The 23,355-nt window shown below is 62.6% G+C and carries 18 protein-coding genes and 1 pseudogene; 5 read left to right on the top strand and 14 right to left on the bottom strand.

Features of this window, described 5'->3' with window-relative positions:
* Positions 1–34: 34 nt before the first annotated feature.
* Entirely contained in the window at positions 35–1,528 is a 1,494-nt protein-coding gene (locus N554_RS0113740; protein ID WP_029583992.1) for an NAD-dependent succinate-semialdehyde dehydrogenase, read from the top strand.
* 107 nt (positions 1,529–1,635) lie between these two features.
* On the opposite strand, the gene N554_RS0113735 is transcribed toward N554_RS0113740, so the two are convergent.
* The 6 genes from N554_RS0113735 to N554_RS0113715 all read right to left on the bottom strand — a co-directional run bounded on the left by N554_RS0113735 (position 1,636) and on the right by N554_RS0113715 (position 7,314).
* Positions 1,636–3,819 carry an SLC26A/SulP transporter family protein gene (locus tag N554_RS0113735; protein WP_029583991.1) on the bottom strand — a complete coding sequence of 728 codons (2,184 nt, stop codon included), beginning with the start codon at positions 3,817–3,819 and terminating at the stop codon, positions 1,636–1,638.
* A gap of 220 nt (positions 3,820–4,039) precedes the next feature.
* A complete protein-coding gene (locus N554_RS0113730; RefSeq protein WP_029583990.1) occupies positions 4,040–4,846 on the bottom strand; it encodes a crotonase/enoyl-CoA hydratase family protein in 807 nt (268 codons plus the stop codon).
* Positions 4,847–4,890: 44 nt separating this feature from the next.
* A complete protein-coding gene (locus tag N554_RS42000; RefSeq protein ID WP_245283597.1) occupies positions 4,891–5,223 on the bottom strand; it encodes a GNAT family N-acetyltransferase in 333 nt (110 codons plus the stop codon).
* A complete protein-coding gene (locus tag N554_RS41995) occupies positions 5,168–5,404 on the bottom strand; it encodes a hypothetical protein (RefSeq protein WP_245283596.1) in 237 nt (78 codons plus the stop codon). The genes N554_RS42000 and N554_RS41995 overlap by 56 nt, the downstream gene beginning before the upstream one ends.
* 10 nt (positions 5,405–5,414) lie before the next feature.
* Positions 5,415–6,329, bottom strand: coding sequence for a phosphoribosylaminoimidazolesuccinocarboxamide synthase (locus N554_RS0113720; RefSeq protein ID WP_029583989.1), 915 nt, complete (start codon positions 6,327–6,329; stop codon positions 5,415–5,417).
* A 67-nt stretch (positions 6,330–6,396) separates the two neighbouring features.
* The gene (locus N554_RS0113715) at positions 6,397–7,314 is read right to left on the bottom strand and encodes a pirin family protein (RefSeq protein ID WP_029583988.1); all 918 of its coding nucleotides are present in this window, start codon (positions 7,312–7,314) and stop codon (positions 6,397–6,399) included.
* 310 nt (positions 7,315–7,624) lie between these two features.
* On the opposite strand from N554_RS0113715, the gene N554_RS0113710 reads away from it, so the two are divergent.
* Complete coding sequence (locus tag N554_RS0113710) at positions 7,625–8,209, top strand: GNAT family N-acetyltransferase (protein ID WP_029583987.1); 585 nt, start codon at positions 7,625–7,627, stop codon at positions 8,207–8,209.
* Positions 8,210–8,326: 117 nt separating this feature from the next.
* Here the strand turns inward: N554_RS0113710 and N554_RS0113705 are convergent, their stop codons facing one another.
* A complete protein-coding gene (locus N554_RS0113705; RefSeq protein WP_029583986.1) occupies positions 8,327–9,697 on the bottom strand; it encodes an MmgE/PrpD family protein in 1,371 nt (456 codons plus the stop codon).
* A gap of 129 nt (positions 9,698–9,826) precedes the next feature.
* Between N554_RS0113705 and N554_RS0113700 the strand changes: the two genes are divergently transcribed.
* Entirely contained in the window at positions 9,827–10,951 is a 1,125-nt protein-coding gene (locus N554_RS0113700; RefSeq protein WP_051677488.1) for an FUSC family protein, read from the top strand.
* A gap of 164 nt (positions 10,952–11,115) precedes the next feature.
* Here N554_RS0113700 and N554_RS0113695 read toward each other — a convergent pair whose 3' ends face one another.
* Genes N554_RS0113695 through gyrB form a run of 3 tightly spaced genes read right to left on the bottom strand, consistent with a single transcriptional unit; the run spans position 11,116 to position 15,824 of the window.
* Positions 11,116–12,534 carry an MATE family efflux transporter gene (locus N554_RS0113695; RefSeq protein ID WP_029583984.1) on the bottom strand — a complete coding sequence of 473 codons (1,419 nt, stop codon included), beginning with the start codon at positions 12,532–12,534 and terminating at the stop codon, positions 11,116–11,118.
* Positions 12,535–12,543: 9 nt separating this feature from the next.
* The gene (locus tag N554_RS0113690) at positions 12,544–13,377 is read right to left on the bottom strand and encodes a hypothetical protein (protein WP_051677487.1); all 834 of its coding nucleotides are present in this window, start codon (positions 13,375–13,377) and stop codon (positions 12,544–12,546) included.
* A 5-nt stretch (positions 13,378–13,382) separates the two neighbouring features.
* Entirely contained in the window at positions 13,383–15,824 is a 2,442-nt protein-coding gene (gyrB, locus tag N554_RS0113685; RefSeq protein WP_029583982.1) for a DNA topoisomerase (ATP-hydrolyzing) subunit B, read from the bottom strand.
* Between the two features lie 320 nt (positions 15,825–16,144).
* On the opposite strand from gyrB, the gene N554_RS37345 reads away from it, so the two are divergent.
* Both N554_RS37345 and N554_RS37340 read left to right on the top strand, forming a co-directional pair.
* Complete coding sequence (locus N554_RS37345; RefSeq protein WP_197033570.1) at positions 16,145–17,221, top strand: acyltransferase family protein; 1,077 nt, start codon at positions 16,145–16,147, stop codon at positions 17,219–17,221.
* Positions 17,212–18,045: an SGNH hydrolase domain-containing protein gene (locus tag N554_RS37340; RefSeq protein ID WP_051677485.1), complete on the top strand. Its 834-nt coding sequence runs from the start codon at positions 17,212–17,214 to the stop codon at positions 18,043–18,045. Before N554_RS37345 ends, N554_RS37340 begins: the two co-directional genes overlap by 10 nt.
* A 45-nt stretch (positions 18,046–18,090) precedes the next feature.
* Here N554_RS37340 and recF read toward each other — a convergent pair whose 3' ends face one another.
* The 4 genes and pseudogenes from recF to dnaA all read right to left on the bottom strand — a co-directional run bounded on the left by recF (position 18,091) and on the right by dnaA (position 22,474).
* Complete coding sequence (recF, locus tag N554_RS0113675) at positions 18,091–19,230, bottom strand: DNA replication/repair protein RecF (protein WP_029583981.1); 1,140 nt, start codon at positions 19,228–19,230, stop codon at positions 18,091–18,093.
* Positions 19,231–19,279: 49 nt separating this feature from the next.
* Positions 19,280–19,556: pseudogene (locus N554_RS35815) on the bottom strand (GIY-YIG nuclease family protein).
* 52 nt (positions 19,557–19,608) lie between these two features.
* The gene (gene dnaN, locus N554_RS0113665; RefSeq protein ID WP_029583980.1) at positions 19,609–20,727 is read right to left on the bottom strand and encodes a DNA polymerase III subunit beta; all 1,119 of its coding nucleotides are present in this window, start codon (positions 20,725–20,727) and stop codon (positions 19,609–19,611) included.
* A gap of 316 nt (positions 20,728–21,043) precedes the next feature.
* A complete protein-coding gene (gene dnaA, locus N554_RS0113660) occupies positions 21,044–22,474 on the bottom strand; it encodes a chromosomal replication initiator protein DnaA (protein ID WP_029583979.1) in 1,431 nt (476 codons plus the stop codon).
* Positions 22,475–23,355: the final 881 nt, after the last annotated feature.

Raw genomic sequence — 23,355 nt, 5'->3', positions numbered from 1 at the left:
AGAAACATCTGAGGAAACATCCGAGGAGAACGCCATGTCCCATACCGCTGCCGCACGTACGCAAGCCTCCGCACCATCCCTGCGCGACCGTCTGAAGGATCCGTCGCTTCTGCGCGACCGCTGCTACATCGATGGCGCCTGGACCGGCACCCCCGTCAATCCCGTGACCAATCCGGTCAACGGCGTCGAGCTTGCCAAGGTGCCGAAGATGAGCACGGCGGAAGCAACGCAAGCCGTGGAAGCCGCCGAGCGCGCGTTCCCGGCCTGGGCGAAACTTACCGCCAAGCAGCGCTCCAACATCTTGCGCAAATGGTTCGACCTGATCATCGCCAACCGCGAAGACCTTGCGCTGATCCTCACCTCAGAGCAGGGCAAGCCGCTGGCGGAGGCACTCGGCGAGGTCGACATCGGCGGCGCCTATGTCGAGTTCTTCGCCGAGGAGGCGCGGCGCGTCTATGGCGAGACCATTCCGACCCAGCGGCCGGATGCCCGACTGCTCGCGATCAAGCAGCCGATCGGCGTTTGCGGCGCGATCACGCCGTGGAATTTCCCGTGCTCGATGATCACCCGCAAAGTCTCGCCGGCGCTGGCCGCCGGCTGCACGGTCGTCTTGAAGCCCGCCAACGAGACCCCGCTCACCGCGCTGGCGCTGGTGGCGCTGGCCGAGAAAGCAGGCGTGCCCAAGGGCGTGCTCAATATCCTCACCGGCAATTCGTCGGCGATCGGCAAGGTCTTGTGCGAACATCCCGCGGTGCGGTTCGTCGGCTTCACCGGCTCGACCGAGGTCGGCAAGATTCTGTATCAGCAGGCCGCGGTCGGGGTGAAGAAGCTCGGGTTAGAACTCGGCGGCAATGCGCCGTTCGTCGTGTTCGACGATGCCGATATTGATGCCGCCGTCGAAGGCGCGATCGTTTCGAAATATCGCAACATGGGCCAGACCTGCGTGTGCGCCAACCGCATCTATGCACAGGACAAGATCTACGATCAGTTCGTCGAAAAACTTTCGAACAAGGTGGCGGCGATGAAAATCGGCGATGGCACCGAGCAAGGCGTGACGCAGGGGCCGCTGATCAACATGGCCGCGGTCGACAAGGTCGAAAAGCACATCGCGGATGCGGTCGAGCATGGCGCCAAGATCGTCACCGGGGGAAAACGCCATTCGCTGGGCGGCACCTTCTTCGAGCCGACGGTATTGTCCAACGTCGCGCCCGATGCGCTGGTCTCGCAGGAAGAAACCTTCGGGCCGCTGGCACCGGTATTCCGGTTCAAGGACGAAGCCGAGGTGATCGCGATGTGCAACAATTCGCCGTTCGGGCTTGCCTCCTATTTCTATTCGCGCGACCTCGGCCGGGTCTGGCGGGTGGCCGAAGCACTTGAATCAGGCATGGTAGGGGTCAATACCGGATTGATCACGACCGAGGTCGCGCCGTTCGGCGGCGTCAAGGAAAGCGGCTTGGGGCGCGAAGGCTCGCATCACGGCATGGAAGAATATGTCGAGATCAAATACGTGATGATGGCGGGGGTTTGAAAATGGACCTCATCCTGAGGAGCGGCCGCTTGGCCGCGTCTCGGAGGATGAGAGCGTGTGGCACCTCAGTGTTCGAGACGCGCGAAACGCGCTCCTCACCATGAGTTCTACCTCCGCAACACCGCGATGGTGCGATTGGCAAAGGTCAGGCGCTCGGCCATCACCGAGACGAAATAGGTCAGCAGCTTTTGGCTGAGCGAGGGATCGTCAGCCTTGATGGCCTGGAACTGGTCGGCGCTCAGCACATACAGGATGCTCGCGACTTCGGCCTGGATCGTGGCGCTGCGCGGCGCATGCGAAACCAGGCCCATCTCGCCGATGGTGGTGTAGCGGCCGAGACTTCGTACCCGCGTGGTGCGGTCTTCATTCGCCGGGATCATGATTCCGACTCGTCCGTCCAGGATGAAATGCATGGAATCGGCGGCGTCGCCGGCGCGGACGATGGTTTCGCCGGCGTCGACCTCGATCCGCTCACAGCGATGCATCAACGCTGCGGCGTCCCGCTCGGTGCCGAGAATCTGGGTAAACCAGCCGCGCAGGCTGGCTTCTTCGTGCTCGAGGCCTTGATGCTGCGCGATGAGCTCGTTCTCGCAGCTCTCCAGCGCATGATCCAGTTCGGGTACGATGCTGACGTCGTCCGAGATGAAGCCGCTGGATCGCAGCGCTTTTGCCGCTGCGGGCGGCAGATGCACCAGCACCAGCTTGATGTTGCGATCGTGGGCGGTGCGCTTGATCTGCGCGAAACTGTAAGCGGCCGATGAATCGATGCCGGTGACCAGCTTGAAGTCGAATACCAGAAAGCGGCATTCCGGATGCCGCACCAGCAGCGCCTTGACGTGCTGGTACAGCCGGTTGGCTGAACCGAAGAACAGATAGCTTTGCAGGTTCAGGCCCTGGATCTTGCCGCCATGGGTGGCAAGTACGGCCTGATCGTCGCGCGAGCGGTCCAGCGAACTGCGATACTCCGAGCCGTCAAAACTGAATTTGATGGAATTGATACGCGAGGCGCTCAGCGCGAACGTCGCGCAGCCGATCACGACGCCGATCAGGATGCCGGCGATGAAGCCCCATTGCATGATGATGACGATGATCGCCAGCAGCGACAGATACTCGGTCAATGAAAGCCGCCGCCGCGACAGAACGATCCATTTGTGAAGCAGGTCAGCGCCGAGATAAATCAAGAGGCCGCCGAGCACGAATTTCGGCATGTAACCAAGGACGGCCGGAGCCGCGGACAGCATCAGCAACGAAATCGCGGCGGCAGTGAATCCGGACAGCCGGCCGGTGCCGCCGCTGTTGAAGTTGAGGATTGTACGGCTCATCGAAATGCTGCCGGTGTAGCCTCCGAATGCGCCCGACAATATGTTGGCGAGGCCAGTGACATTCAGCTCGCGCTCGAGATCAGCTTCGCGGTGTAGGGCGACCTCGATGCCGGTGGTGTTGAACAAGGTACTTATCGCCGTCACAAAGATGACGGCGACGAAAGCGCCGCTGAGGTCGAGCAGTGTGTACCAGGGATAGCGGCTGATTTCTGTCGCGCTCCACGGCAGCATGAAGTTGACGGTCTGCGGCGATTGAAAAGTCCAGCCGGCCGGTGAGACACCGAACAGCCAGAAAGCGGCCTGTGCGACGATAGCGCCGCCGAAAATGATAACCGGCAGTCCAAACGGCCTGCGGGAGCGGTGCCAGGTCAGATAAAGCACCGTCGCCATGGCGCAGGCCGCCGCCAATTCGAATAGCGTCAAAAGGTTTGCGAATTGATCGAGCGTTGTAAATTGCAGGCGATGGCCGGTGATGACGCGGATGGCGCCCAAGAGGATCAGGCAGCCGGTCGCGCCGAGAAATCCGCCGACCACGGGGTAAGGCACGTAGCGGATCGCCCGACCCATCCGCGTTAACCCGAAGCCGCAGAGCACGACGCCCGTGACGAAGCTGACAAGCGCCAGGGTAATGATCACCGGCGCGAGTAGGGGAGCGGTTGGATCTGCCGCCGCCATGCGTTCGACCAGGGATGAGGCCAATATTCCAGACATAGCGGCGGTTGAGGTTTCCGGAGCCCCGACCGCGAACGGCAATGAACTCCCGAGCGCAAGAACTGCGGCGAGAACCGCCGATGAAATGAAAGTAGCGGCGAGGCCGTAGGACAAATAAGGTGTCAGGGGACCTGTGAAGATCAATAGCGAATAAGATAATCCAAAAGTTATGGTGAGAAAGCTGGCAGCGCTGCCGCCGAGAACGTCGTTGAGCGCTGCGCGGAATTTCGGGCCGAAACTTAGAGAACGACTGACCACGCGCTGATTTGCCCCCTTAAACCCCAGTCAGTGGTAGACGACCGCCGCGCGCCAGCACAACATAATTTTTGTGACAGTCGCAGCGATGGAACGCGCATGGCCCTCATCCCTGCGCAACGGCTTCGCCGTTATCGCTGGAGGAACGGCGCCTTCGCGGCGTCTCGAAGGATGGTTCGAGACGCGCGAAGACGCCGCTCCACACCATGAGGCGACAGGTTGGCTAGCCTCCAGAACTCTCCCCGCCGAACGCGCCATGACGCCCCACGCCCGACGCAAAGCGCGTCGCGCCGGACAGCGTTTCGCCTGACGCGATGACCTCAAGCCCGCCCCGCATTTCGTTGGCGATCGCTTCGTCTTCCTCGAGGTCCCATTGCCGCAATGCTGAAAGCCGGTGCGCGCGCAGGCAGGTTTGCGGGAAACGCGCGATATCCCTGGCCAGCGCAATGGCATGCCCGCGCGTCTCGCCTTTGGGCACCAAACGGTTGGCAAGGCCCATACGCAGCGCCTCGGGGCCGCCGACCGGACGCCCCGTGAGAATAAGATCGATCGCCTGGGAATGACCGATCAGTCGTGGCAGCCGAATGGTGCCGAGGTCGATCAGCGGCACGCCGAAGCGGCGGCAGAAGATGCCGAACGTCGCATCCTCGGCGAGCACGCGCATGTCCGCCCACAGCGCCAGTTCCATTCCGCCGGCCACGGCAAAACCTTCCACCGCCGCGATCACCGGCTTTGAAAGGCGCAGCCGGCTCGGTCCCATCGGTGCGATCGAATCGTGACCGCCGATCTCGCGTTTCTTGTTGGGATCGCGCGATGCCACCGCCTTGAGGTCGGCGCCGGCGCAAAAATAGCCGCCGGTGCCGGTGAACACCGCAACGGAGGCCTCGGAGTCGGCATCGAAGGCCAGGAACGCATCGAACAGCCTTCGCGCGGTGGCGCCATCGACGGCGTTACGACAATGCGGACGATTGATGGAGACGATGGTCACCGGTCCATCGCGTTCGACAAGCACTGTATCGGGCTCGATCATGGCTTCTCTCCCGTGTTTTTTCTAGTTTGGAAGTACCCGGCGGTTCATCGTTCGATCATCCAGCGATTTACGGCCTGATGAAAGTTGAGCGGACCAGGCACCGTCATGTGCGTCTTGAGGTATTTGAAGCCGACCTTCTGCAGCGTGCGATTCGGTGCGACGTTGAAAGCATTCGGTTCGCAGAACAGTCGTTTCAGCTTCAATCGTTGGAGATAAATATCGGCGCTGCGGCGCACGCATTCCGCTCCGGTCCCTCGATTCCGGCGTTCCGGATCGATGATGTGCAGGTGCATGTTAGCTTGTTCGCCATACTGAATTTTGTCAGACGTCGAAAAGCCGATCGGCCGGTCGTTCGACAGCCAGATGACCAGCACCATGGTTCGTTGATCGATTGGCAGTGCGCATTCGCGGCGAAGGCGCTCCCGCCAGCTTTCCGGGATTGGGCAGGCGCGTCGGGTCGACCCCAAGGATTTCCAGATGCTCCGGCGTAGATTTCTGAAAATAGTCGATGATGATATCCACTTCCGAGCCCGTCATCTCCCTGACCGTCAGCGTCATCACCGACTCCTCAGATCTCCAGATCGGCGCCGGTGACACGGCGATAGGCCTCGAGATAGCGCTTGCTGGTGGCCTCCAGGACGCTTGCCGGCAATGGCGGCGCCGGCGCTTCGCCATTCCAGAGGCCGGCACGGCGCTCGGCATCGAGATAGTCCCGCAGCGGTTGCTTGTCGAAACTCGGTTGCGGCTGACCGGGTCTATAGACATCCGCCCCCCAGAATCGTGAACTGTCGGGCGTCATCACCTCATCGATCAGGATGATACGGCCGTCTTTGTCGCGTCCGAATTCGAATTTGGTGTCCGCAATGATGATGCCCTGGTCGCGGCTGATTTTTTCGCCGAGTGTATAGACGGCCCGGGTCATGCTCTCGAGTTGAGACGCGACCTCGCCGCCGAGAATTTCGCGCATCCGCGCGATCGTGATGTTTTCGTCGTGGCCGGTTTCCGCCTTGGTCGCCGGGCTGAAGATCGCGGGCTCGAGTTTTGCGCTTTCGAGGAGCCCGGGTGGGAGCTTTTCCCCCGCCAGCGTCCCATGTTGCGCGTATTCTTTCCACGCCGAGCCCGAGAGATAGCCGCGGATCACGCATTCGATCGGAAACACTTCTGTGCGCCGGCACAGCATGGCGCGTCCTAAGATGTCGGCGCGATGGCCTTGCAGCGCAGGCACTTCCTCGATGATCGCATCGGCGTCGGCGCTGATCATGTGATGCAACACCACGCCCTCGAGCTGTTCGAACCACCACGCGCTGATCTGGGTCAGCACCGCGCCCTTCATCGGGATCGTCTCGGCCATCACCACGTCGAACGCGCTGATGCGGTCGGTGGTCAGCAGCAGCACGCGGTCGTCGCCGACGGCGTAGATATCGCGAACCTTGCCGCGCCCGATCCGTGGCAGGGGCAGGTCGCTGGCGAGCATGGTGTCCATGAGGCAAACTTTCGAAAAGGGCGTCGTGGCGCGAAAGCGCGAGCGACAGAAAAGAAATAAGACCGGTTTACTCCGGCAGCGGAATGAACTCGTGTTCATTGGGGACGTGCGCGAATCGGCCGCTCTTCCAGTCCTCTTTCGCCTGCTCGATCCGCTCCTTGCTGGAGGAGACGAAATTCCACCAGATATGGCGCGGGCCTTCGAGTGCATCGCCGCCGAGAAACATCATCCGCGCAGGCTTTATCGCCTTTACGGTGATGCGATCGCCGGGCCGAAAGATCAGCAGCCGCGGCCCCTCATAGCGATCGCCGGATATTTCAATTTCGCCATCGACCAGGTAGATGGCGCGCTCTTCATGGTCGGGATCGAGCGGCACGCCGATACCTTGTTCGGCTGTCACCTCGGTATAAAACCACGGCGACACCATCGCTACCGGCGACGACACGCCGAACGAACTCCCGGCGATAACCCGCGCAGTGAAGCCGCGATCCCTGACCGTCGGCAGATCGGTGGCGGCGTAATGCTGAAACGACGGTGTTATTTCTTCGGAGCCGGAGGGCAGCGCGATCCAGCTCTGCAAACCGAGCATCTTCTGGCCGCTCTTTCGCTGCACATCCGGCGTACGTTCGGAGTGGGCGATGCCGCGCCCGGCCGTCATCAGGTTCATCGCGCCGGGCTGGATCTCCTGGGTATTGCCCTCGCTGTCGCGATGCATGATTGAGCCGTCAAACAGATAGCTGACGGTGGCGAGCCCGATATGCGGATGCGGGCGCACGTCCATGCCCTTGCCGGACATGAACTGCATTGGTCCGAAATGATCGAAAAAGATGAAGGGGCCAACCATCTGGCGCTTGCCATGCGGCAGCGCGCGTCGCACCTCGAAACCATCGCCGAGATCGCGGGTACGCGGCACGATGACCAGTTCGAGCGCATCGCAGGAGAGGGGATCGCCGAGCACGGGATCGTTGCAGGGAAGCCAGCTCATGAGGTCTCCATGATTTTTGCTGACATTATATAACAGCAATCGCTTGGCGCCGTCCAAGCGGGAATTCCACCGACGTCATCTCGTTCCGATGAACGACCCATGCCGGGTCCTATCGTTCGGGCACTCGTGGAGATACCTTCTGAACCAACCTGCACCGGTGGGCATGGGTCCGGCCAGCAGCGCCGGCGCAGGAAGTTGAGATGGTATGATCCATCCGTAGGTAGCACCGGCCGCTGGATTGCTTCGTCGCTTGCGCTCCTCGCAATGACACGGGTAAGCACTTTCTAGGAAATGGAGAGGACAGAAACCGATGTTCGCGCCCCTCAGACCCGGCGTCACGCTTGCTCAACCAAGCGGCCCCGTCATCGAGACGGAGCGTCTAAGACTGCGGCAATGGTGCGGCGCCGATATTGCGCCAAACGCCGCGATGCTGGCCGATCCCGGCACCGCGCGATTCATCACCGTCGATGGCAAGCCTGTCGCCGACGAGCTGACCGGGTGGCGCAACGCGGCGGTTATGGCCGGACATTGGGCCCTGCACGGCGCCGGCATGTTTGTGGTGGAGGAAAGATCCACGGGAAAATTCGTCGGGCGGGTCGGCCCATGGTTTCCGTCGGGCTGGCCGGGCTTCGAAGTGGGCTGGGGAATTGCCAGCGGGTTTCGCGGCAAGGGTTATGCGATCGAAGCAGCGCGGGCGTCGATCGACTGGGTATTCGCAACTTTCGAGATAGATCAAATCATCCACTGCATCGATCGCGAAAATGTCGCATCGCAGGCCGTGGCACGCCGGCTCGGGGCCGAAAAGCAACGCGAGACTGAGTTGTTCGGTCACGTCGCAGATGTGTGGGTGACGTGGCGAAACAGATGGCAGCGCTCGCGGGTCGCAGCAAATTGAAACGTGCGATGGCTTGCATTGGATTCGACCGGCGTAAGCCCGGAAGCCGCGAAGCGCAATTCGGACCGGGCGATCCAGTCGCAAGGTAGCCTGGATTCGCGGGCCCTTCGCTGCGCCCTACTGCCGTCCCAGATGCGTCGCGGTCGCGACGCGATCAAACCGCTCCAGCGACAGGATCGCGTTGGCAAACTGTTCGGCGCGACCGTTCAGCACCGGGCGGGCGAGCGTCAGGAATTTCTGTGCCATCGCCTGCGCATCCGGGAACGAATTCGGCTCACCGGAGGGATCGGCCTGGAGCCGCTCGTGCACGCCGTCGTCGGTCACAATGCTGACGCGCGCGCCGAACGGATGGCCGCGGCCGATCTCGAGACGATCGTCCTGGACCACATCGATTTTGTCGGCCAGCGCGCCGACTGCGCCGTCCCCTAGCCGCTCGTAATCGTCCCAGCCGAAGCGGCCCTGATCGAGCGCCACCGCGCCGGTGAAGAACATCGAGAACTGGCCCCCGACGATTGAGGTCGGATGCCGCTTGGTGGCGGCGTCGCCGGCCAGCGTGATGCCATTGCGATGCAGACCGATCTCGACCCGCTTGATCTGGTCCGGCGTCAGGTTGTGCTCCCGGCGCATCGCGATCAGCGCATCGAGCGCGGCGTGGGTGTAGCGGCAGCTCGGATAAGGTTTTACGCCGATCTTCATCGTCTCGTAGGTTTTGCCGAGTCCGGCGATCGCCTTGTCCGGATGCGCATTGTCGCTGTAGCCGACCAGCAGCCCGTGCTTGCCCTCCACCGATTCGATCGCGCCGACGAAATCATTGCGCGCCAGCGTCGCCGCGATCACGCCGTTCATCGCGGCGGCGCCGACCTGGTAGCGCTTGTTCCAGGCGCCGTTGACCAGGAACTGCAGCGAACCGGCGGCCTGGCTGCCGCAGACGCCGAATGCCGCAACGATCTGTCCTTTCGACAGCCCGAAAAGTTTCGCCGCCGCCGCCGCGGCGCCATAGGTTCCCGCCGTCGCGGTGGGATGAAAGCCGCGCGCATAGTGCGAAGTGGGGTCGAGCGCGTTGCCGAGCCGGCAGCAGACCTCGTAGCCCGCCACGATCGCAGTCAGCACGTCGCGACCCGAAGCGCCGACCAGTTCGCCGACCGCGATCGCGGCCGGTACCACCGGCGCGCTCGGATGCAGCGAGGAATCCGCGTGCGTGTCATCGAAATCCAGGGAATGGCCGAGCGCGCCATTGAGCAGGGCTGCTACCGCCGGCGTCCAGCTCTTGCTGTCGCCGAACACGGTGGATTCGCCCTGGCGATCGAGCGCCAGCGCTTCGAGCATTTTCAGCAGCGAAGGCGTGGATTCCGCGTCGCGCCGCGCCCGGATGGCGCCGCCGAGGAAATCCAGCGTCAGCACCTTCGCGCGCTCCAGCACTTCGTGCGGAATGTCCTCGAATTTCAGATTGGCGACGTAGGCGGCGAGTGTTGCGGTTTCATCGGCCATCGTGTTTCCTCGTTTTATTATGCAGGGTAGGCGGGCTGATTTCGGCTTTCAAGTCGGCTGCGGGCGACGGGGAGCAGCCATGCCCAACGAGGTTTGCGAGCAGCTTCGCCTGTAACAGGAAACGGGGACATGATCGCCTTCCTGAACCGTTTGTCGGCCCCGTTTCGGTCCCGGAAGGCGCAGCTGGCTCTGGCTGTCAGGGTTACCGTGGCCGCCTTCGGCGCGCTGGCAATCGCGCAGGCGCTAAATCTGATTTTGCCGCTCTGGGCCGTGCTGACCTCCCTCATTGTAACCCAGATGAGCGTCGGCCGATCGCTCAAGGCGACCCGCGACTATATGTTCGGCACGATAGGCGGCGCGATCTATGGCGGCGCTATCGCGGTGCTGGTCCCGCATTCAGGCGAGGGCGGACTGCTGGCGTTGCTGGTGCTGGCCGTGGCGCCGCTGGCCTTCATTGCCGCCATCAATCCCAGCCTGAACGCAGCCACGGTCACAGCGGTCATCGTGCTGCTGGTTCCGACGCTGAGCCATGTCAATCCGCTGGATTCCGCGATCGACCGCCTTCTCGAGGTCACCGTTGGCGCGTTCGTCGGGCTTTTGGTGTCTTTCTTCGTGCTGCCGTCGCGGGCACACAGTCAGATCCGCATCAGCGCCGCACGGGTGCTGGAATCGATGGCGGCGGCGCTCTCCGAATTGCTGGCCGGCCTGACGCGCGGGCTCGACAACGACGCTTTGCAACGGATTCAGAATGGCATCGGCACCGCGCTGGTCGGCTTGGATGCAACCGGCGCGGAAGCGGAGCGCGAGCGCGCCGCGCGCCTGTCTTCGGGCCCCGACACCGGTCCACTGCTGCGGACCATGTTGCGGCTGCGCCACGACCTCGTGATGATCGGGCGAGCGAGCGTGGTGCCGTTGCCATGCGATCTGCAGGCGCGGCTTGCCGGGCCATTGGCCAAGCTCAGCGATGCGGTCGCCGCCTATCTGCGCTCCGCTGCCGCCGTATTGCGAACTGGTGGTCCGTCTGCGGCGATCGGGCCGATTCATTTGGCTCTGCAGGACTATGCCGCGGCAGTCGCAGCGCTGCGCAGGGAAGGTCTGACGCGCGGCCTGCCCGGCGACGTGGCGGAGCGATTCTTCGCGCTGGGATTTTCGCTCGAGCAAATGCGGCAGAATCTGCAGGATCTGGAGCGCTGCCTCATCGAGTGGTTTGAAATACCGCCGGAGGCGGCTGGCCGGACCGACGCAGGGACATAGCAATGCGTCAACGCACGTGCATGCCTCACTCCGCAACTTGCCGCAGCATTCTCTCAGCCGCTTGCCGCGCGTTGAGCTCGGCGCCATCGATGGCATGCTGTAGGCGTCGCGGACGCCGATCAAGAGCGCATCGGTATCAACATTCGGTCCGATCTCGTGGACCTTCATCGCCGGCCTTTTGCGGATGTCGCGAATTGCAGTCGATTGGCAAGCAGCCGGAAGCGCAAGATCAGAAGTGCGGCATAGACGGCGGTCCCGCAGGATAGCCCGACCCAGACGCCGACGGCGCCGAATCCAGCCCAGAAGGCGAGCCCGTAGCCGGAGGTGAAGCCGATCAGCCAGTAGCTGATCGCGGCGAACAGCAGCGGCACCCGGGTATCGTTCATGCCGCGAAGCGCGCCCGCCGCAACCGTCTGGATGCCGTCGGCGACAAAGAATGTCGCGCCGACCATCAAAAGGGCTGCGGTGAGTTCGATCACCGCGCCCCCACTTTCGACCGCTTCGCCGAAGAAGAATCGCGCGATCGCAAACCGGCCGAGGATCACCGTGAGGGTCAGGGCGGACACCAGAGCAATTCCGAGCAGCGTTGCGACAAAGCCCGCACGTTTGACCGCCGCCGGGTCATTGCGGCCAACGGCGTGGCCGACCCGCACGGTGGCCGCCATCCCAATGCCGAAGGGCACCATGAACAGGATGGCCGTCACCTGCAAGGCGATCTGATGCGCTGCCAGCGCGGTGGTGCTGATCAGGCCCATCAGAAGTGCCGCGGCCGCGAACAGCCCGTATTCCAGCAGGAAGGCAATGGAGATGGGAGCGCCGATAACGATCAGTCGGCGCATCAGCGGCCAGTCGATACGCCAGATGCGGCCGAGCACATGATACTTCCTGAAGGGCCGGCGACCATGCGCAAACCCGAGGGCCGCCAGGAACATCCCGGAATTGACGATCGTGGTCGCGAGGCCGGCGCCGAACAGTTCCAGCCGCGGCAATCCCAATTCGCCATGGATCAACAGATAGACCAGCACGGCATTGGCCGGGATGGCGGCAAGGGTGATCCACAGTCCCGGCTCCGGCCGGTTGACCGCGCCCATGAAGCCGCGGATCGCCAGGAACCACAGCGCCGGTGTGATGCCCCAGGCGAGCCCCAGTAGATATCGTTGCGCCAGACGCGCGGTGGTGGGAGCCTGGCCGAGCATCACAAGAATCTGTTCGCCGTACAGCGGGAGCACCACCATCGGCAGCGAAATCAAGAGCGCGGTCCAAAGGCCGACGCGGAGCGCGCGCCGCACCAGGCGCGGGTCGCGCGCGCCAAAGGCCTGCGCGGCAAGCGGCGCCACGGCGGACACCAGCCCCATCCCGAAGGTGAAGCTGATGAAGAAGACCGTGTGCGCCAGCGCCGCCGCGGCGACCGCCTCGTCCCCGAGGCGTCCGATCAAGGCAAGATCGGTCGTCATCATCGCGATCTGCCCAAGCTGCGTCAGCGCGATCGGCACCGCCAGTGTGAGCGTCTCGGTCAGTTCAACGGCGAGATGATTGCGGTGCGCGGCGACCGGGCCGCGCTCGATTTTATCAAGCGATGTCATGGGGTGATACTAAGCATTGCGGCTGGGCCGAATGGTGGCGGCGCGCTTCTGCAGCGTTGCCTTGCGCTGTATCATCGCAAGTCTTGCCCACGGCTTCCACAGTTTCTGGGGAGGCAGACAAATCCAACCGCCGAGCGCGTCACCAACGTATTCAGCCTGGCCCGCAAATGCGCACGCCGCCGTCAGTAGACAGATCAATGCCGCTCGCCTTTCATGCGACGCGCGGCTCGACTTGAGGGCCTGCGTTTCAATCGCTTCGGTTAGTTCTGGAGCTTTCCAATCGAGCTCGTCCAGCAGTGCGTGCACTCGGCCCGTGAGGACGGCGCGCTCATAAAGGCGGTCGAATTTCGCTCCGCGCGAGACACGGCCTATTGCGTCATAATCTGCGTCATCCAGCAGAACGCCCAAGAAAGCATTCGGAAAAGCTTCGGCAAGCGGGATTGAATGCCTCACTTGCCTGCCGCCAAAGGCTTCAGATGCGGGATTTGCCAACAAGCAAGCCTCATCAGCAATCGGCGCCGTTGCGCCACGCAGATCAAGTCCGAAGCCGTGATGGCTCAGGCCCGGTTTGCAACGTGTGTGGAACTCGCCCCCGGTCAGCAGAGACTCGCAAAGCCGCTTGAGCTTATCATCCGCAGATGCAGGAAGAATCGGACCATCGATTGCCACCGCATCGAAGCTGGAATCGCCCTGCAGGGCAGTGGCGCGATCCTTCGAAGAAGATCCTACGCAACACAGCGAACGCAAAGAACCGCGTTCGTAAATCGCGATTCCTGTCGTTGCACGAGTCTTTGAGAATCCGACGTCGATACCGAGCAGACTGACATTCTGCCAGTCAATCACGTGCCTCACACATCCACGTTCGCACTGAGCGAATTGTCCTGGATGAATTCGCGGCGCGGCTCGACCACGTCGCCCATCAACTTGGTGAAGATGTCGTCGGCCTCGTCGACCTCCTTGATCTTCACCTGCAGCAGCGAGCGCTCGTTGGTATCGAGCGTGGTTTCCCAGAGCTGGCCCGGGTTCATCTCGCCGAGGCCTTTGTAGCGCTGCAGCTTTACGCCCTCGCGGCCGGCACCGGTCACCGCTTCGAACAGGTCGACCGGGCCGTGGATCGGGGTCTCGGTGTCTTTCCGTCGCAACAGGCCGGGGCGCGGATAGGCTTCCTGCAGTTTCGCGGCATATTCGTCGAGCTTGCGCGCGTCGGCGGAACCGAGCAGCGCTTCGTCGATGATGGCGACGTCCTTTACGCCGCGTACGTTGCGCTCGAAGAAAAAACCTTCGCCTTCGGTGAAGCGCCCGATCCAGCCGCGCTCGACTTCATCGGCCAGCGCGTCGAGCCGCCGCGCAATGTAATCCGCGGCCTCGTTCGCGGTCTCGACATTGCCAACAATGTTCGGGCTCAGTACACCGGCGATCGCGGCCTGCTCGACCACCTTGCGGTTGTAGCGGCTGTGCAAGTTATGCAGCGTGCCGCGAATGACGCGGGCGTCCTCCACCAGCGCCTGCAGGTCGCGACCCTTGCGGTCCTCTCCGGACGCCGCCTTGAAGACGCAGTCGTCCAGTCCGGTTTCGATCAGGTAATTTTCCAGCGCGCGCTCGTCCTTCAGATACTGCTCGGACTTGCCGCGGTTCACTTTGTAGAGCGGCGGCTGCGCGATATAGAGGTACCCGGCCTCGATGAGGGCCGGCATCTGACGAAAGAAGAATGTCAGCAGCAGGGTGCGGATATGCGCGCCGTCGACGTCGGCGTCGGTCATCAGAATGATCTTGTGATAGCGCAGCTTGGAGAGGTCGAAATCGTCGCGGCCGATGCCGGTGCCTAATACCGTGATCAGCGTGCCGATCTGCTCGGAGCCCAACATTTTGTCGAAGCGCGCGCGCTCGACATTGAGGATCTTGCCGCGCAGCGGCAGTACCGCCTGGAATTCGCGGTTGCGGCCCTGCTTGGCGCTGCCGCCGGCTGAGTCACCCTCGACGATGAACAGTTCGGATTTGGAGGGATCGCGCTCCTGGCATTCGGCGAGCTTGCCCGACAGGAAGGCGACGTCGAGCGCGCCTTTGCGCCGCGTCAGCTCGCGCGCCTTTCGCGCGGCCTCGCGCGCGGCTGCGGCCTCGACCACCTTGCCGATAATGACCTTGGCTTCCGCGGGATGTTCCTCGAACCACGCGGCAAGCGCCTCGTTGAGGACGTTCTCGACCACCGGGCGGACTTCCGAGGACACCAGCTTGTCCTTGGTCTGCGAGGAGAATTTTGGATCGGGCACCTTCACCGAGAGCACCGCGGTCAGGCCCTCGCGGCAGTCGTCGCCGGTCAGCGCGATCTTTTCGCGCTTGGCGATGGCGTCGGCGTAGCCGTTGACCTGGCGCGTCAGCGCGCCGCGAAAGCCGGCGAGATGGGTGCCGCCGTCGCGCTGCGGAATGTTGTTGGTGAAGCACAGCACATTCTCATGATAGCTGTCGTTCCACCACAGCGCTGCCTCGACGCCGATGCCGTTCATTTCGGCGTTGATCATGATCGGCGCGGGCACGATCGGCTTCTTGTTGCGGTCGAGATACTTGACGAACTCGATCACACCGCCGTCGTAGCGCATCTCCTCGCGCTTCTCGACCGCATGGCGCATGTCGGACAGCACGATATTGACGCCGGAATTCAGGAACGCCAGCTCGCGCAGGCGATGCTCCAGCGTCGCAAAATCGTATTCGACGTTGGTGAAGGTTTCTTTGGAGGCGAGGAACGTCACCTCGGTGCCGCGTCTGCCGTTGGCCTCGCCGACCACCTTGAGCGGCGCCACAGCGTCGCCGTGGGCGAACTCGATGAAATGCTCCTTGCCGTCGCGCCAGACCCGCAATTGCAGCTTGCTCGACAGCGCGTTGACCACGGAAACGCCGACGCCGTGCAGTCCGCCGGACACCTTGTAGGAATTCTGGTCGAATTTTCCGCCCGCATGCAGCTGGGTCATGATGACCTCGGCGGCGGAAATGCCCTCGCCCTTGTGAATGTCGACGGGAATGCCGCGGCCGTCGTCGCGCACGGTGACGGAGCCGTCGGCGTTGAGCACGACCTCTACCGAGGTGGCGTGGCCGGCCAGCGCTTCGTCGATGGCGTTGTCGACGACCTCGTAGACCATATGATGCAGGCCGGAGCCGTCATCGGTGTCGCCGATATACATGCCCGGCCGCTTGCGCACGGCGTCCAGACCCTTCAGAACCCGGATCGATTCTGCGCCGTATTCAACAGGAATGGAATGCTCAGTGTCGGCGATCGATCGCCGGGCAGGTTCTGTCATATGAGGCCTTCGAGGATGTCCCGAATCAGCGGCGCAAAACAGGCGCTGATCGGTTTGTTTGTGCCATGAAAGGGGCCATGCGCCTAGCGCAAAGTCTCCATCGGCAAGTTACTGAATAAATGGGATTTTTCGGCTGTTTTTCAAGGTGTCCGAGGGCCGATTCGGAGGCCTTGGAAAAGCGTGATTCGAAAGCCGATTCGCTGGCCCGAAACTCCGGATTTTTGCTCCGCGGCGAGCCGGAAATGGCAGACCGCTGGAGACCTGCTAAAGATGTGGGGCAGCAGTTCTCGGCTGACACATATTGCGGATTTTGCGCGCTCATGGATCGGCCGATATTGCCTCCCCCGACCAAATACCGGCCGGACATCGACGGTCTCCGGGCCATCGCCGTGATGCTGGTCATGAACTTTCACGCCTTCCCGGAGGCGATGCCGGGCGGCTTCATCGGCGTCGATATTTTCTTCGTGATATCGGGCTTTCTGATCACCGGCATCATCGTGCGGGAGCTCGATCAGCAGCGCTTCAGTCTGGTGGCTTTCTACAACAGGCGGATCAGGCGGATTTTCCCGGCGCTCATTGTCGTGCTCGGTGCGACACTGGTGCTGGGGTGGATGTGGATGCTGCCGGGCGCCTATGCGCAGCTGAGCGGCGACGTTTTCGCCGGCGCGGCGTTCTTCGCAAATATCGCGCTACTGCTGCAGTCCGGCTATTTCGACGTCGAATCAGCCAAGAAGCCGCTGTTGCATCTATGGTCGCTGGGCATCGAGGAACAATTCTATTTGTTCTGGCCGTTGATGCTGATGCTGATCGCCCGCCTGCGCCTCGGCATTCTGGCCGCGGTCTCGGTCGTCGGCGTGGCGTCTTTCGTGCTCAATGTGATGCTGATCGATTCAAACCCGGTGGCGACGTTTTATTTGCCATTCACCCGGGCGTGGGAATTGCTGGCCGGCGCCGCACTGGCCTGCGGCTGGAACCTGGTCAATCACAGCAGCACCGCGAGCAACCTGCGGGCGACCGTTGGGCTTGTGCTGATTGCGACGGCCGCCGGCGTGCTCGACACCAAAAGTGCATTTCCGGGCTGGTGGGCGGTGTTGCCCGTGGCCGGCGCCGCACTTCTGTTGTCCGCGCCCGCGGCATGGTTTTGTCGGACGCTGCTGGCGAGCCCGCCGCTGGTCTGGATCGGGTTGATCAGCTATCCGCTGTATCTGTGGCACTGGCCGCTCCTGGTATTTTTCGCCATCATCAAGTTCGGGCCGCTGACGCTGGTGGAGCGCGAACTGATCCTCGGCTTAAGCGTGCTGCTGGCCTGGGCTACCTACTGGCTTGTCGAATCCCCAATTCGATTTGGCCGTCCGAGCCCGCTCAAGGTCGGGGGCTTGCCGCGGCCATGGTGCTGATCGCCGTGGCAGGCGGCGTTGTCGTCCAGGGACGCGGCTTCGACTTTCGCCTGCCGACGGAAATTCGCGCGATGGCGGATGTGCCGACGCAATCTTCGCAATGGCGGGTTCATGAATGCCTGCTCGATCTCAGCCACGAAATGTCGTTCGCCGAAAGCTGCGTCGATCGGGATCGCCGACCCCTGATTTTTGTCTGGGGCGATTCGACCGCGGGTGCCCTGCTGCCGGGCTTGCGCAAGGCCCAGGAAGTCAGGGATTTCGGCATCGCGCAGTTCACGTCGAGCTCATGCATCCCGGCGTTGAACGTCGATGTGGCGGGGGTACCCAACTGCCGCGCGATCAACGATCAGATTTTGGCCCGTGCGCGCGAGATCAATCCCGATATCCTCCTGCTGCATGGCGCTGCGGAGAAATATCTCGATAACGTCGCCGGGACCGTCGCTGCGCTGAAAAAGCAGACCCGCGCGCGCGTCGTCGTTCTCGGCCCGGTACCGATATGGCGGCGCGGGCTGCCGAATGAAGTGCTGCGCTATTTCATGCTGCATCACCGGCTGATTCCGGAGCGGTCCAATGCGGTGTCGACGAATTGGGTCGACGCACCATTGCGCGCGAAGGTCATGGCTTCCGGTGCGGAGTATATTTCCGTGTGGGACGCCATGTGCAACGCAGACGGCTGCCTGACCCGCATTGGCGATGCCGCCAGCGATATTTCAGCCAGCGACCAGGCGCATCTTACCGAGAAAGGATCGGTGTTCCTGGTCCAGTCCATCATCGACGATGTACTTCGCGGGCAAACTCCGCGATCGTCAAACGCGACACAGTGATATTGCCAGGCGCGTGTTTCGGGTGCGCGTACGGTACCCGCTCCCTCAGGCGCGGCGGGTGATCTGGCCGGAATCGACGTCGAAGATCTCGCCTGTTGCGCCGATATCGGCGAACGCCGCGGGGTCGGCGCCGGTCATCCAGACCTGCGCGCCGAGTTTTGCCAGCTCATTGAACAACGCCCGGCGTCTGGAGGGATCGAGATGCGCCACTACCTCATCGAGCAGGAGTAGCGGCGTGATCCCGGTCATCTCCGCTACCAGGCTGGCATGCGCCAGCACGAGCCCGATCAGAAGCGCCTTCTGCTCGCCGGTGGAGGCGTCGCGGGCCGGCATGGCCTTCGGCGCGTAGATCACCTGCAGATCCGTGAGATGTGGCCCATCGAGCGTGCGGCCTGCCGCGGCGTCGCGCGCGCGGCTGTCGCGCAATATCTCGCGGTAACGATCCTCCACGGCGGTCGCGGGCTCGGTGAGCAGCGCGTTTTCCATCCAGCCGTCGAGCATGATCTGCGCGGATGGAAACGCGGAGGCTTCCCCGCGCGCGCGCAGCATTGCGGCGAGCCTCGTCACGGTCTGGCCGCGCGTCGCCGCTACCGCGACGGCGAGTTCGGCAGTCTCACGCTCGATTGCGTCACACCAATGGTCGTCATAGTTGCGCACTTCCAGGAGGCGGTTGCGCGAGCGCAGGCTGCGATCCAGCGCCGACACCCGGCTGGAATGCTCGCTATCGATCGCCAGCACCAGCCGGTCGAAGAACCGCCGCCGCTCCGATGCCGCGCCTAAAAACAGTCCGTCCATCGAAGGTGTCAGCCATACCATGCGCAGATGATCGCCGAAGGCTGTGGCCGAGTTCACCGGCTCGCGGTCGATCCGGCAGCGCCGGCTGGTCGCGGTTCCCTCAGGACCCGGCGCGTCGATGCCGGTGCCGAGCGTTGCCAGCCCAAGCGCGCCCTCGACCTCGGCGGATACCGCCCACGAGCCATTGCCCTGATTGTCGGCGACATCTTCCAGCGTCGCGCGACGCAAGCCGCGCCCCGGCGACAGAAATGAAATCGCCTCGATGGCGTTGGTCTTGCCGGCACCGTTCGGCCCGACCAGCACTACCACATCACCGCGCGTCGCAACGCTCGCCGCGCGGTAATTGCGGAAATGCGTGAGCGTCAGGCGATGAATGCGGGAGGCGGTCATAGGTCTCGGTTGTCGTTGCCGGGCTTGACCCGGCAATCCATCGTCCGCGTCAGCGGACAATTTCTTCATACAGATCTTGCCAACCCGGATTGCCCGCGACGATCAGATCAATTTTCCACTCGCGGGATCAATGCTTGATGTTGAAGCGCTGTGGCTATCGTTTCGTGTGGTTCAAAATATACCAGCGTTTTGACGTGGTACCGTTTGGTGAAGCCCTCGGCTAGGCCCTCTCGATGCTCGTAAACGCGCCGCACCAGATCGTTTGTAACGCCGACATACAGCGTTCCACCGGGCTCACTGGCGAAAATGTACACCCAACAGGTCATTTCGAAGCTTGATGGATTGCCGGGTCAAGCCCGGCAATGACGATTCTGTTCTCTACACCCGCATCGGCATCAGCACGTACAGCGCGCCTTTGGCATCCTTGTCCTGCACCAGCGTCGGCGAACCGGGGTCGGCGAGTTTCAGCACCGCAACCTCGCCCTCGATCTGCGCTGCGATATCCAGCAGGTAGCGCGAATTGAATCCGATATCGAGCGCGTCGGATGCGTATTCGACCTCAAGCTCTTCAGTCGCGCTGCCGGAATCCGGGTTGGTCACCGACAGCACCAGTTTACCCGCGGAGAGTGCCAATTTTACCGCGCGGCCGCGCTCGCTGGAAATCGTCGAGACGCGGTCGACCGCGGCCTCGAAATCCTTCTTGTCGACGATGAGTTCCTTGTCGTTGTTTTGCGGGATCACGCGGCCGTAGTCCGGAAAGGTGCCATCGATCAGCTTTGAGGTCAGCACCACGTGACCGATGGTGAAACGGATTTTGCCCTGCGACAGTTCGATCGCGACTTCCGCTTCGTTGTCCTCGATCAGCCGCTGCACTTCGCCGACGGTTTTGCGCGGCACGATCACGCCGGGCATGCCGGATGCGCCATTGGGCAAAGCAAGATCGATCTGGGCGAGACGATGCCCGTCGGTCGCGACCGCGCGCAAGGTTGGGGCCTTGGCATTGCCGGCTGAGTGCAGATAGATGCCGTTGAGATAGTAGCGGGTCTCCTCGGTCGAGATCGCAAATTGGGTGCGGTCGATCAACCGCTTCATGGCGGAGGCGGCCAGCGTGAACGAATGCGTCATGTCGCCGGCGGCAAGATCGGGAAAATCGTTTTCGGGGAGGGTCTGCAGCGTAAAGCGCGAGCGGCCAGCGCGGATCGCCAATACCGAGCGATCGCCGTCGCCTTCCAGCACGATCTGCGCGCCGTCGGGCAGTTTGCGCACGATGTCGTAAAACATATGCGCCGGCACGGTGGTCGAACCGCCGGTTGCGGTTTCCGCCGGCAGCGTTTCCGTTACCTCAAGATCAAGGTCCGTGGCCTTCAGCGACAGCCGGGCGTTTTCGGCGCGGACCAGCACGTTGCCGAGGATCGGAATGGTGTTGCGGCGCTCCACCACGCGATGGACGTGGCCCAGCGATTTCAGCAGTTGCGCGCGTTCGACGGTAACCTTCATTGCAATACCCGCCTGATACTAAGATGGAAAAGCCGGGCGGCCCGAAAGGCGCGCCGCGGCATTGAAACCCGAAAAGCCCAATCAAAAGCTGGATTTGACCAAACCCGCGGGGGGACCGCAAGGTGGCGCGGATGGCCCGCAAGCGCAAGAGAAAGGCGGGGTCGTTCCCCACGTTTTGCGGGAAAATCAATGCTCCCAGATCGTCCCGGCTCAGCGTTCGCGGAGCCTGTCATCGGGCCGGTTAAGGCCGGACCCGTTGGCTCGCTTGGCCGGGACGACCGATGCAAAACGACCGCGCCCGGGAATAAGAGACCGCTTACTCCTGCAATTGGCGCTTCAGCGATTCGACCTCTTCAGACAGCGCCACGTCCTTGGTCACCAGCGCCTCGATCTTGCGCACGGCATGAAGAACCGTGGTGTGGTCGCGCCCGCCGAACCGGCGGCCGATCTCCGGCAGCGAGCGCAGCGTCAGGGTCTTCGCCAGATACATCGCCACCTGGCGCGGGCGAACGACGTTGGCGGTGCGGCGCGACGACAAGAGGTCGGAGCGGCTGACGTTATACTGCCGGGCCACCACCCGTTGAATGTCTTCGATCTTGATGCGCTTGGGTTCCTGCGGGCGGATCAAGTCGCGCACTTCGCGCTCGGCCATTTCCAGCGTCACCGGCTGCGCGTTGAGCTTGCTGTGCGCCAGCAGGCGATTGATGGCGCCCTCGAGGTCGCGGCCGTTATGGGTGATGGTTCGGGCGAGATAATCCAACACCGGCTCAGGCACTTCGAAGCTCGCATGATGCGCGCGCGCCGCTGCGACACGCGATTTGAGGATGCCGAGCCGCAATTCTTCGCCGAGCGATCCCATCTCGACCACCAGGCCGCCGGCGAGGCGCGAGCGCACGCGGTCGTCGAGGCTCTCAAGGTCGGAAGGCGGACGGTCGGCTGCAATCACAACCTGCCGGCCGGCGTCGATCAGCGCATTCAGCGTGTGACAGAATTCAGCCTGGGTCGATTTGCCCTGCAGGAATTGCAGGTCGTCGATCACAAGCACGTCGATGCCGCGCAACGCCTCCTTGAAGGCCAGCGCGGTCTGGGTTTTCAGCGCCGCGACGAAGCCGTACATGAATTTCTCCGCGGTGAGATAGAGCACCTTGCGTTCGCTGCCCGAATTGCCGGCCCATGTCACCGCTTGCAACAAATGGGTTTTGCCAAGTCCGACGCCGGCGTGGATGTAGAGCGGATTGAACATCACGCTGTCGCCGCGCCGTCCCTCCGCAACCTGGCGCGCCGCGGCGTGGGCCAGCGTGTTGGAGCGGCCGAGCACGAAACTTCCGAAGGTCAGGCGCGGATCGAGCGGCGAGCCGCCGAGCGCGTCATGGCTCGCCGATACCGGCGCGATCGCGGTGGCGCGCAGTTCAGGCGCGGGACGGCCATCGGACCGCTCGGCGCGGCGCGGGTCGAGCGGTGCGGCCGCCTCTTTGGCGGGCGTCGCGCAGCGCATCGCGGTGCGCACGGTGAGGTCGATCCGGTGCACTTCCGGCATCTCGGCCTGCCAGCAGGTGAGAACACGCTCGGCGTAATGCGCCTGGATCCAGCTCTTGAGAAACCGCGTCGGGACCGAAAGGTGGACGCTTTCCTGCTGGACGCTTTCCAGGTCCATTCGCGCAAACCAGCTTGTATAGACGTCTTCGCCCACGCTTGAACGCAGCCGACCCTTCACGCGTGACCAGCGATCCTGTTCCGTATTTGCCATTGCCCAGAGACTTTTCCGAAAGAGTAATGTTGCTTGTGAATCGCCGTGCGACTTGCTGCGCGGCGTGACCTCGGCGAGACTTCGTCGCCAGCCATAGACCGGCCGCTCGGCGAAATGCCGAAGCCAAGTCAATCGGGCTGGGAGGAAAGCGCTCGCGAGGTCAGCGAATACTCGACGGTCTAGCCGGAGCTCGCTTGGGGGGCCGCGCACAGGCGGCGTCTAAGGCGTCCAATGCGGCATCGTTAGAAAATGACTTTTGACCTGATATCACGATGATGGCGTAAGACATACAACCTCCCCGCTCGCCGCGCCTTGACGCGGCAAGTTGTCATTCCACGTATGTTTCAATTTCAGGCGGCCGCTTCCGAACAATCAAAATTGTTCAGCCGCTACGCCGCGCACCTCAGCCCGTTCGTTGTAACCCGCCCACTTGCTTCGCCCTCCGCGCGTTTCTCGGTTGCTCAGTGCGCATCTCTCTTGTTCGAAGCCAACGAGACACGAATGCCCCGTCTGAGAAATTTCGACACAGAACCACAGTCCTCACATTGCTATGAGGTTTGTCCCGACAATCGCTTGGAAAGCATCGCCAACGCGCACACCGCCGCCGATTTGCACGTCCGCCCCGTTTCTTAAACCGCGCTGGTCTCAAGAGCCGTGGGCGCTGCGAACGTTCTTACAGATACATCATGGCTTGTTTCCCGCAATCGAAATGATTCCGCGCGCGTGCCCAGAAAATCGACTTCGCATTTGCAAAAACAGGCAGTGGCTTTCGCAGTCATGGGCAAGGTTTTGAATCTGTGCGCAGATTCGATGCGCCGAACTGTTGTCATGTTTGCCAACATTACAAAAAATAAATTCACAATTCGGTAACCTTTGTGCGC

Origin of the sequence: Bradyrhizobium sp. URHD0069, assembly GCF_000701345.1 — a bacterium.
Taxonomy (GTDB): domain Bacteria; phylum Pseudomonadota; class Alphaproteobacteria; order Rhizobiales; family Xanthobacteraceae; genus Bradyrhizobium.
Note: the sequence above shows the minus strand (reverse complement) of the source record. Positions and strands in the feature narration are given on the sequence as shown.

Excerpts from the sequence above, each read along its gene's own strand:
- N554_RS0113710 (WP_029583987.1), top strand. The coding sequence starts at position 7,625 with ATGTTCGCGCCCCTCAGACCCGGCGTCACGCTTGCTCAACCAAGCGGC.
- N554_RS41995 (WP_245283596.1), bottom strand. The coding sequence starts at position 5,404 with ATGACGCTGACGGTCAGGGAGATGACGGGCTCGGAAGTGGATATCATC.
- N554_RS0113700 (WP_051677488.1), top strand. The coding sequence starts at position 9,827 with ATGATCGCCTTCCTGAACCGTTTGTCGGCCCCGTTTCGGTCCCGGAAG.
- recF (WP_029583981.1), bottom strand. The coding sequence starts at position 19,230 with ATGACCGCCTCCCGCATTCATCGCCTGACGCTCACGCATTTCCGCAAT.
- N554_RS0113715 (WP_029583988.1), bottom strand. The coding sequence starts at position 7,314 with ATGAGCTGGCTTCCCTGCAACGATCCCGTGCTCGGCGATCCCCTCTCC.
- gyrB (WP_029583982.1), bottom strand. The coding sequence starts at position 15,824 with ATGACAGAACCTGCCCGGCGATCGATCGCCGACACTGAGCATTCCATT.
- N554_RS0113705 (WP_029583986.1), bottom strand. The coding sequence starts at position 9,697 with ATGGCCGATGAAACCGCAACACTCGCCGCCTACGTCGCCAATCTGAAA.
- N554_RS42000 (WP_245283597.1), bottom strand. The coding sequence starts at position 5,223 with ATGGTGCTGGTCATCTGGCTGTCGAACGACCGGCCGATCGGCTTTTCG.
- N554_RS0113695 (WP_029583984.1), bottom strand. The coding sequence starts at position 12,534 with ATGACATCGCTTGATAAAATCGAGCGCGGCCCGGTCGCCGCGCACCGC.
- N554_RS37345 (WP_197033570.1), top strand. The coding sequence starts at position 16,145 with ATGGATCGGCCGATATTGCCTCCCCCGACCAAATACCGGCCGGACATC.
- N554_RS0113730 (WP_029583990.1), bottom strand. The coding sequence starts at position 4,846 with ATGATCGAGCCCGATACAGTGCTTGTCGAACGCGATGGACCGGTGACC.
- dnaN (WP_029583980.1), bottom strand. The coding sequence starts at position 20,727 with ATGAAGGTTACCGTCGAACGCGCGCAACTGCTGAAATCGCTGGGCCAC.
- N554_RS0113740 (WP_029583992.1), top strand. The coding sequence starts at position 35 with ATGTCCCATACCGCTGCCGCACGTACGCAAGCCTCCGCACCATCCCTG.
- N554_RS0113720 (WP_029583989.1), bottom strand. The coding sequence starts at position 6,329 with ATGGACACCATGCTCGCCAGCGACCTGCCCCTGCCACGGATCGGGCGC.
- N554_RS37340 (WP_051677485.1), top strand. The coding sequence starts at position 17,212 with ATGGTGCTGATCGCCGTGGCAGGCGGCGTTGTCGTCCAGGGACGCGGC.
- dnaA (WP_029583979.1), bottom strand. The coding sequence starts at position 22,474 with ATGGCAAATACGGAACAGGATCGCTGGTCACGCGTGAAGGGTCGGCTG.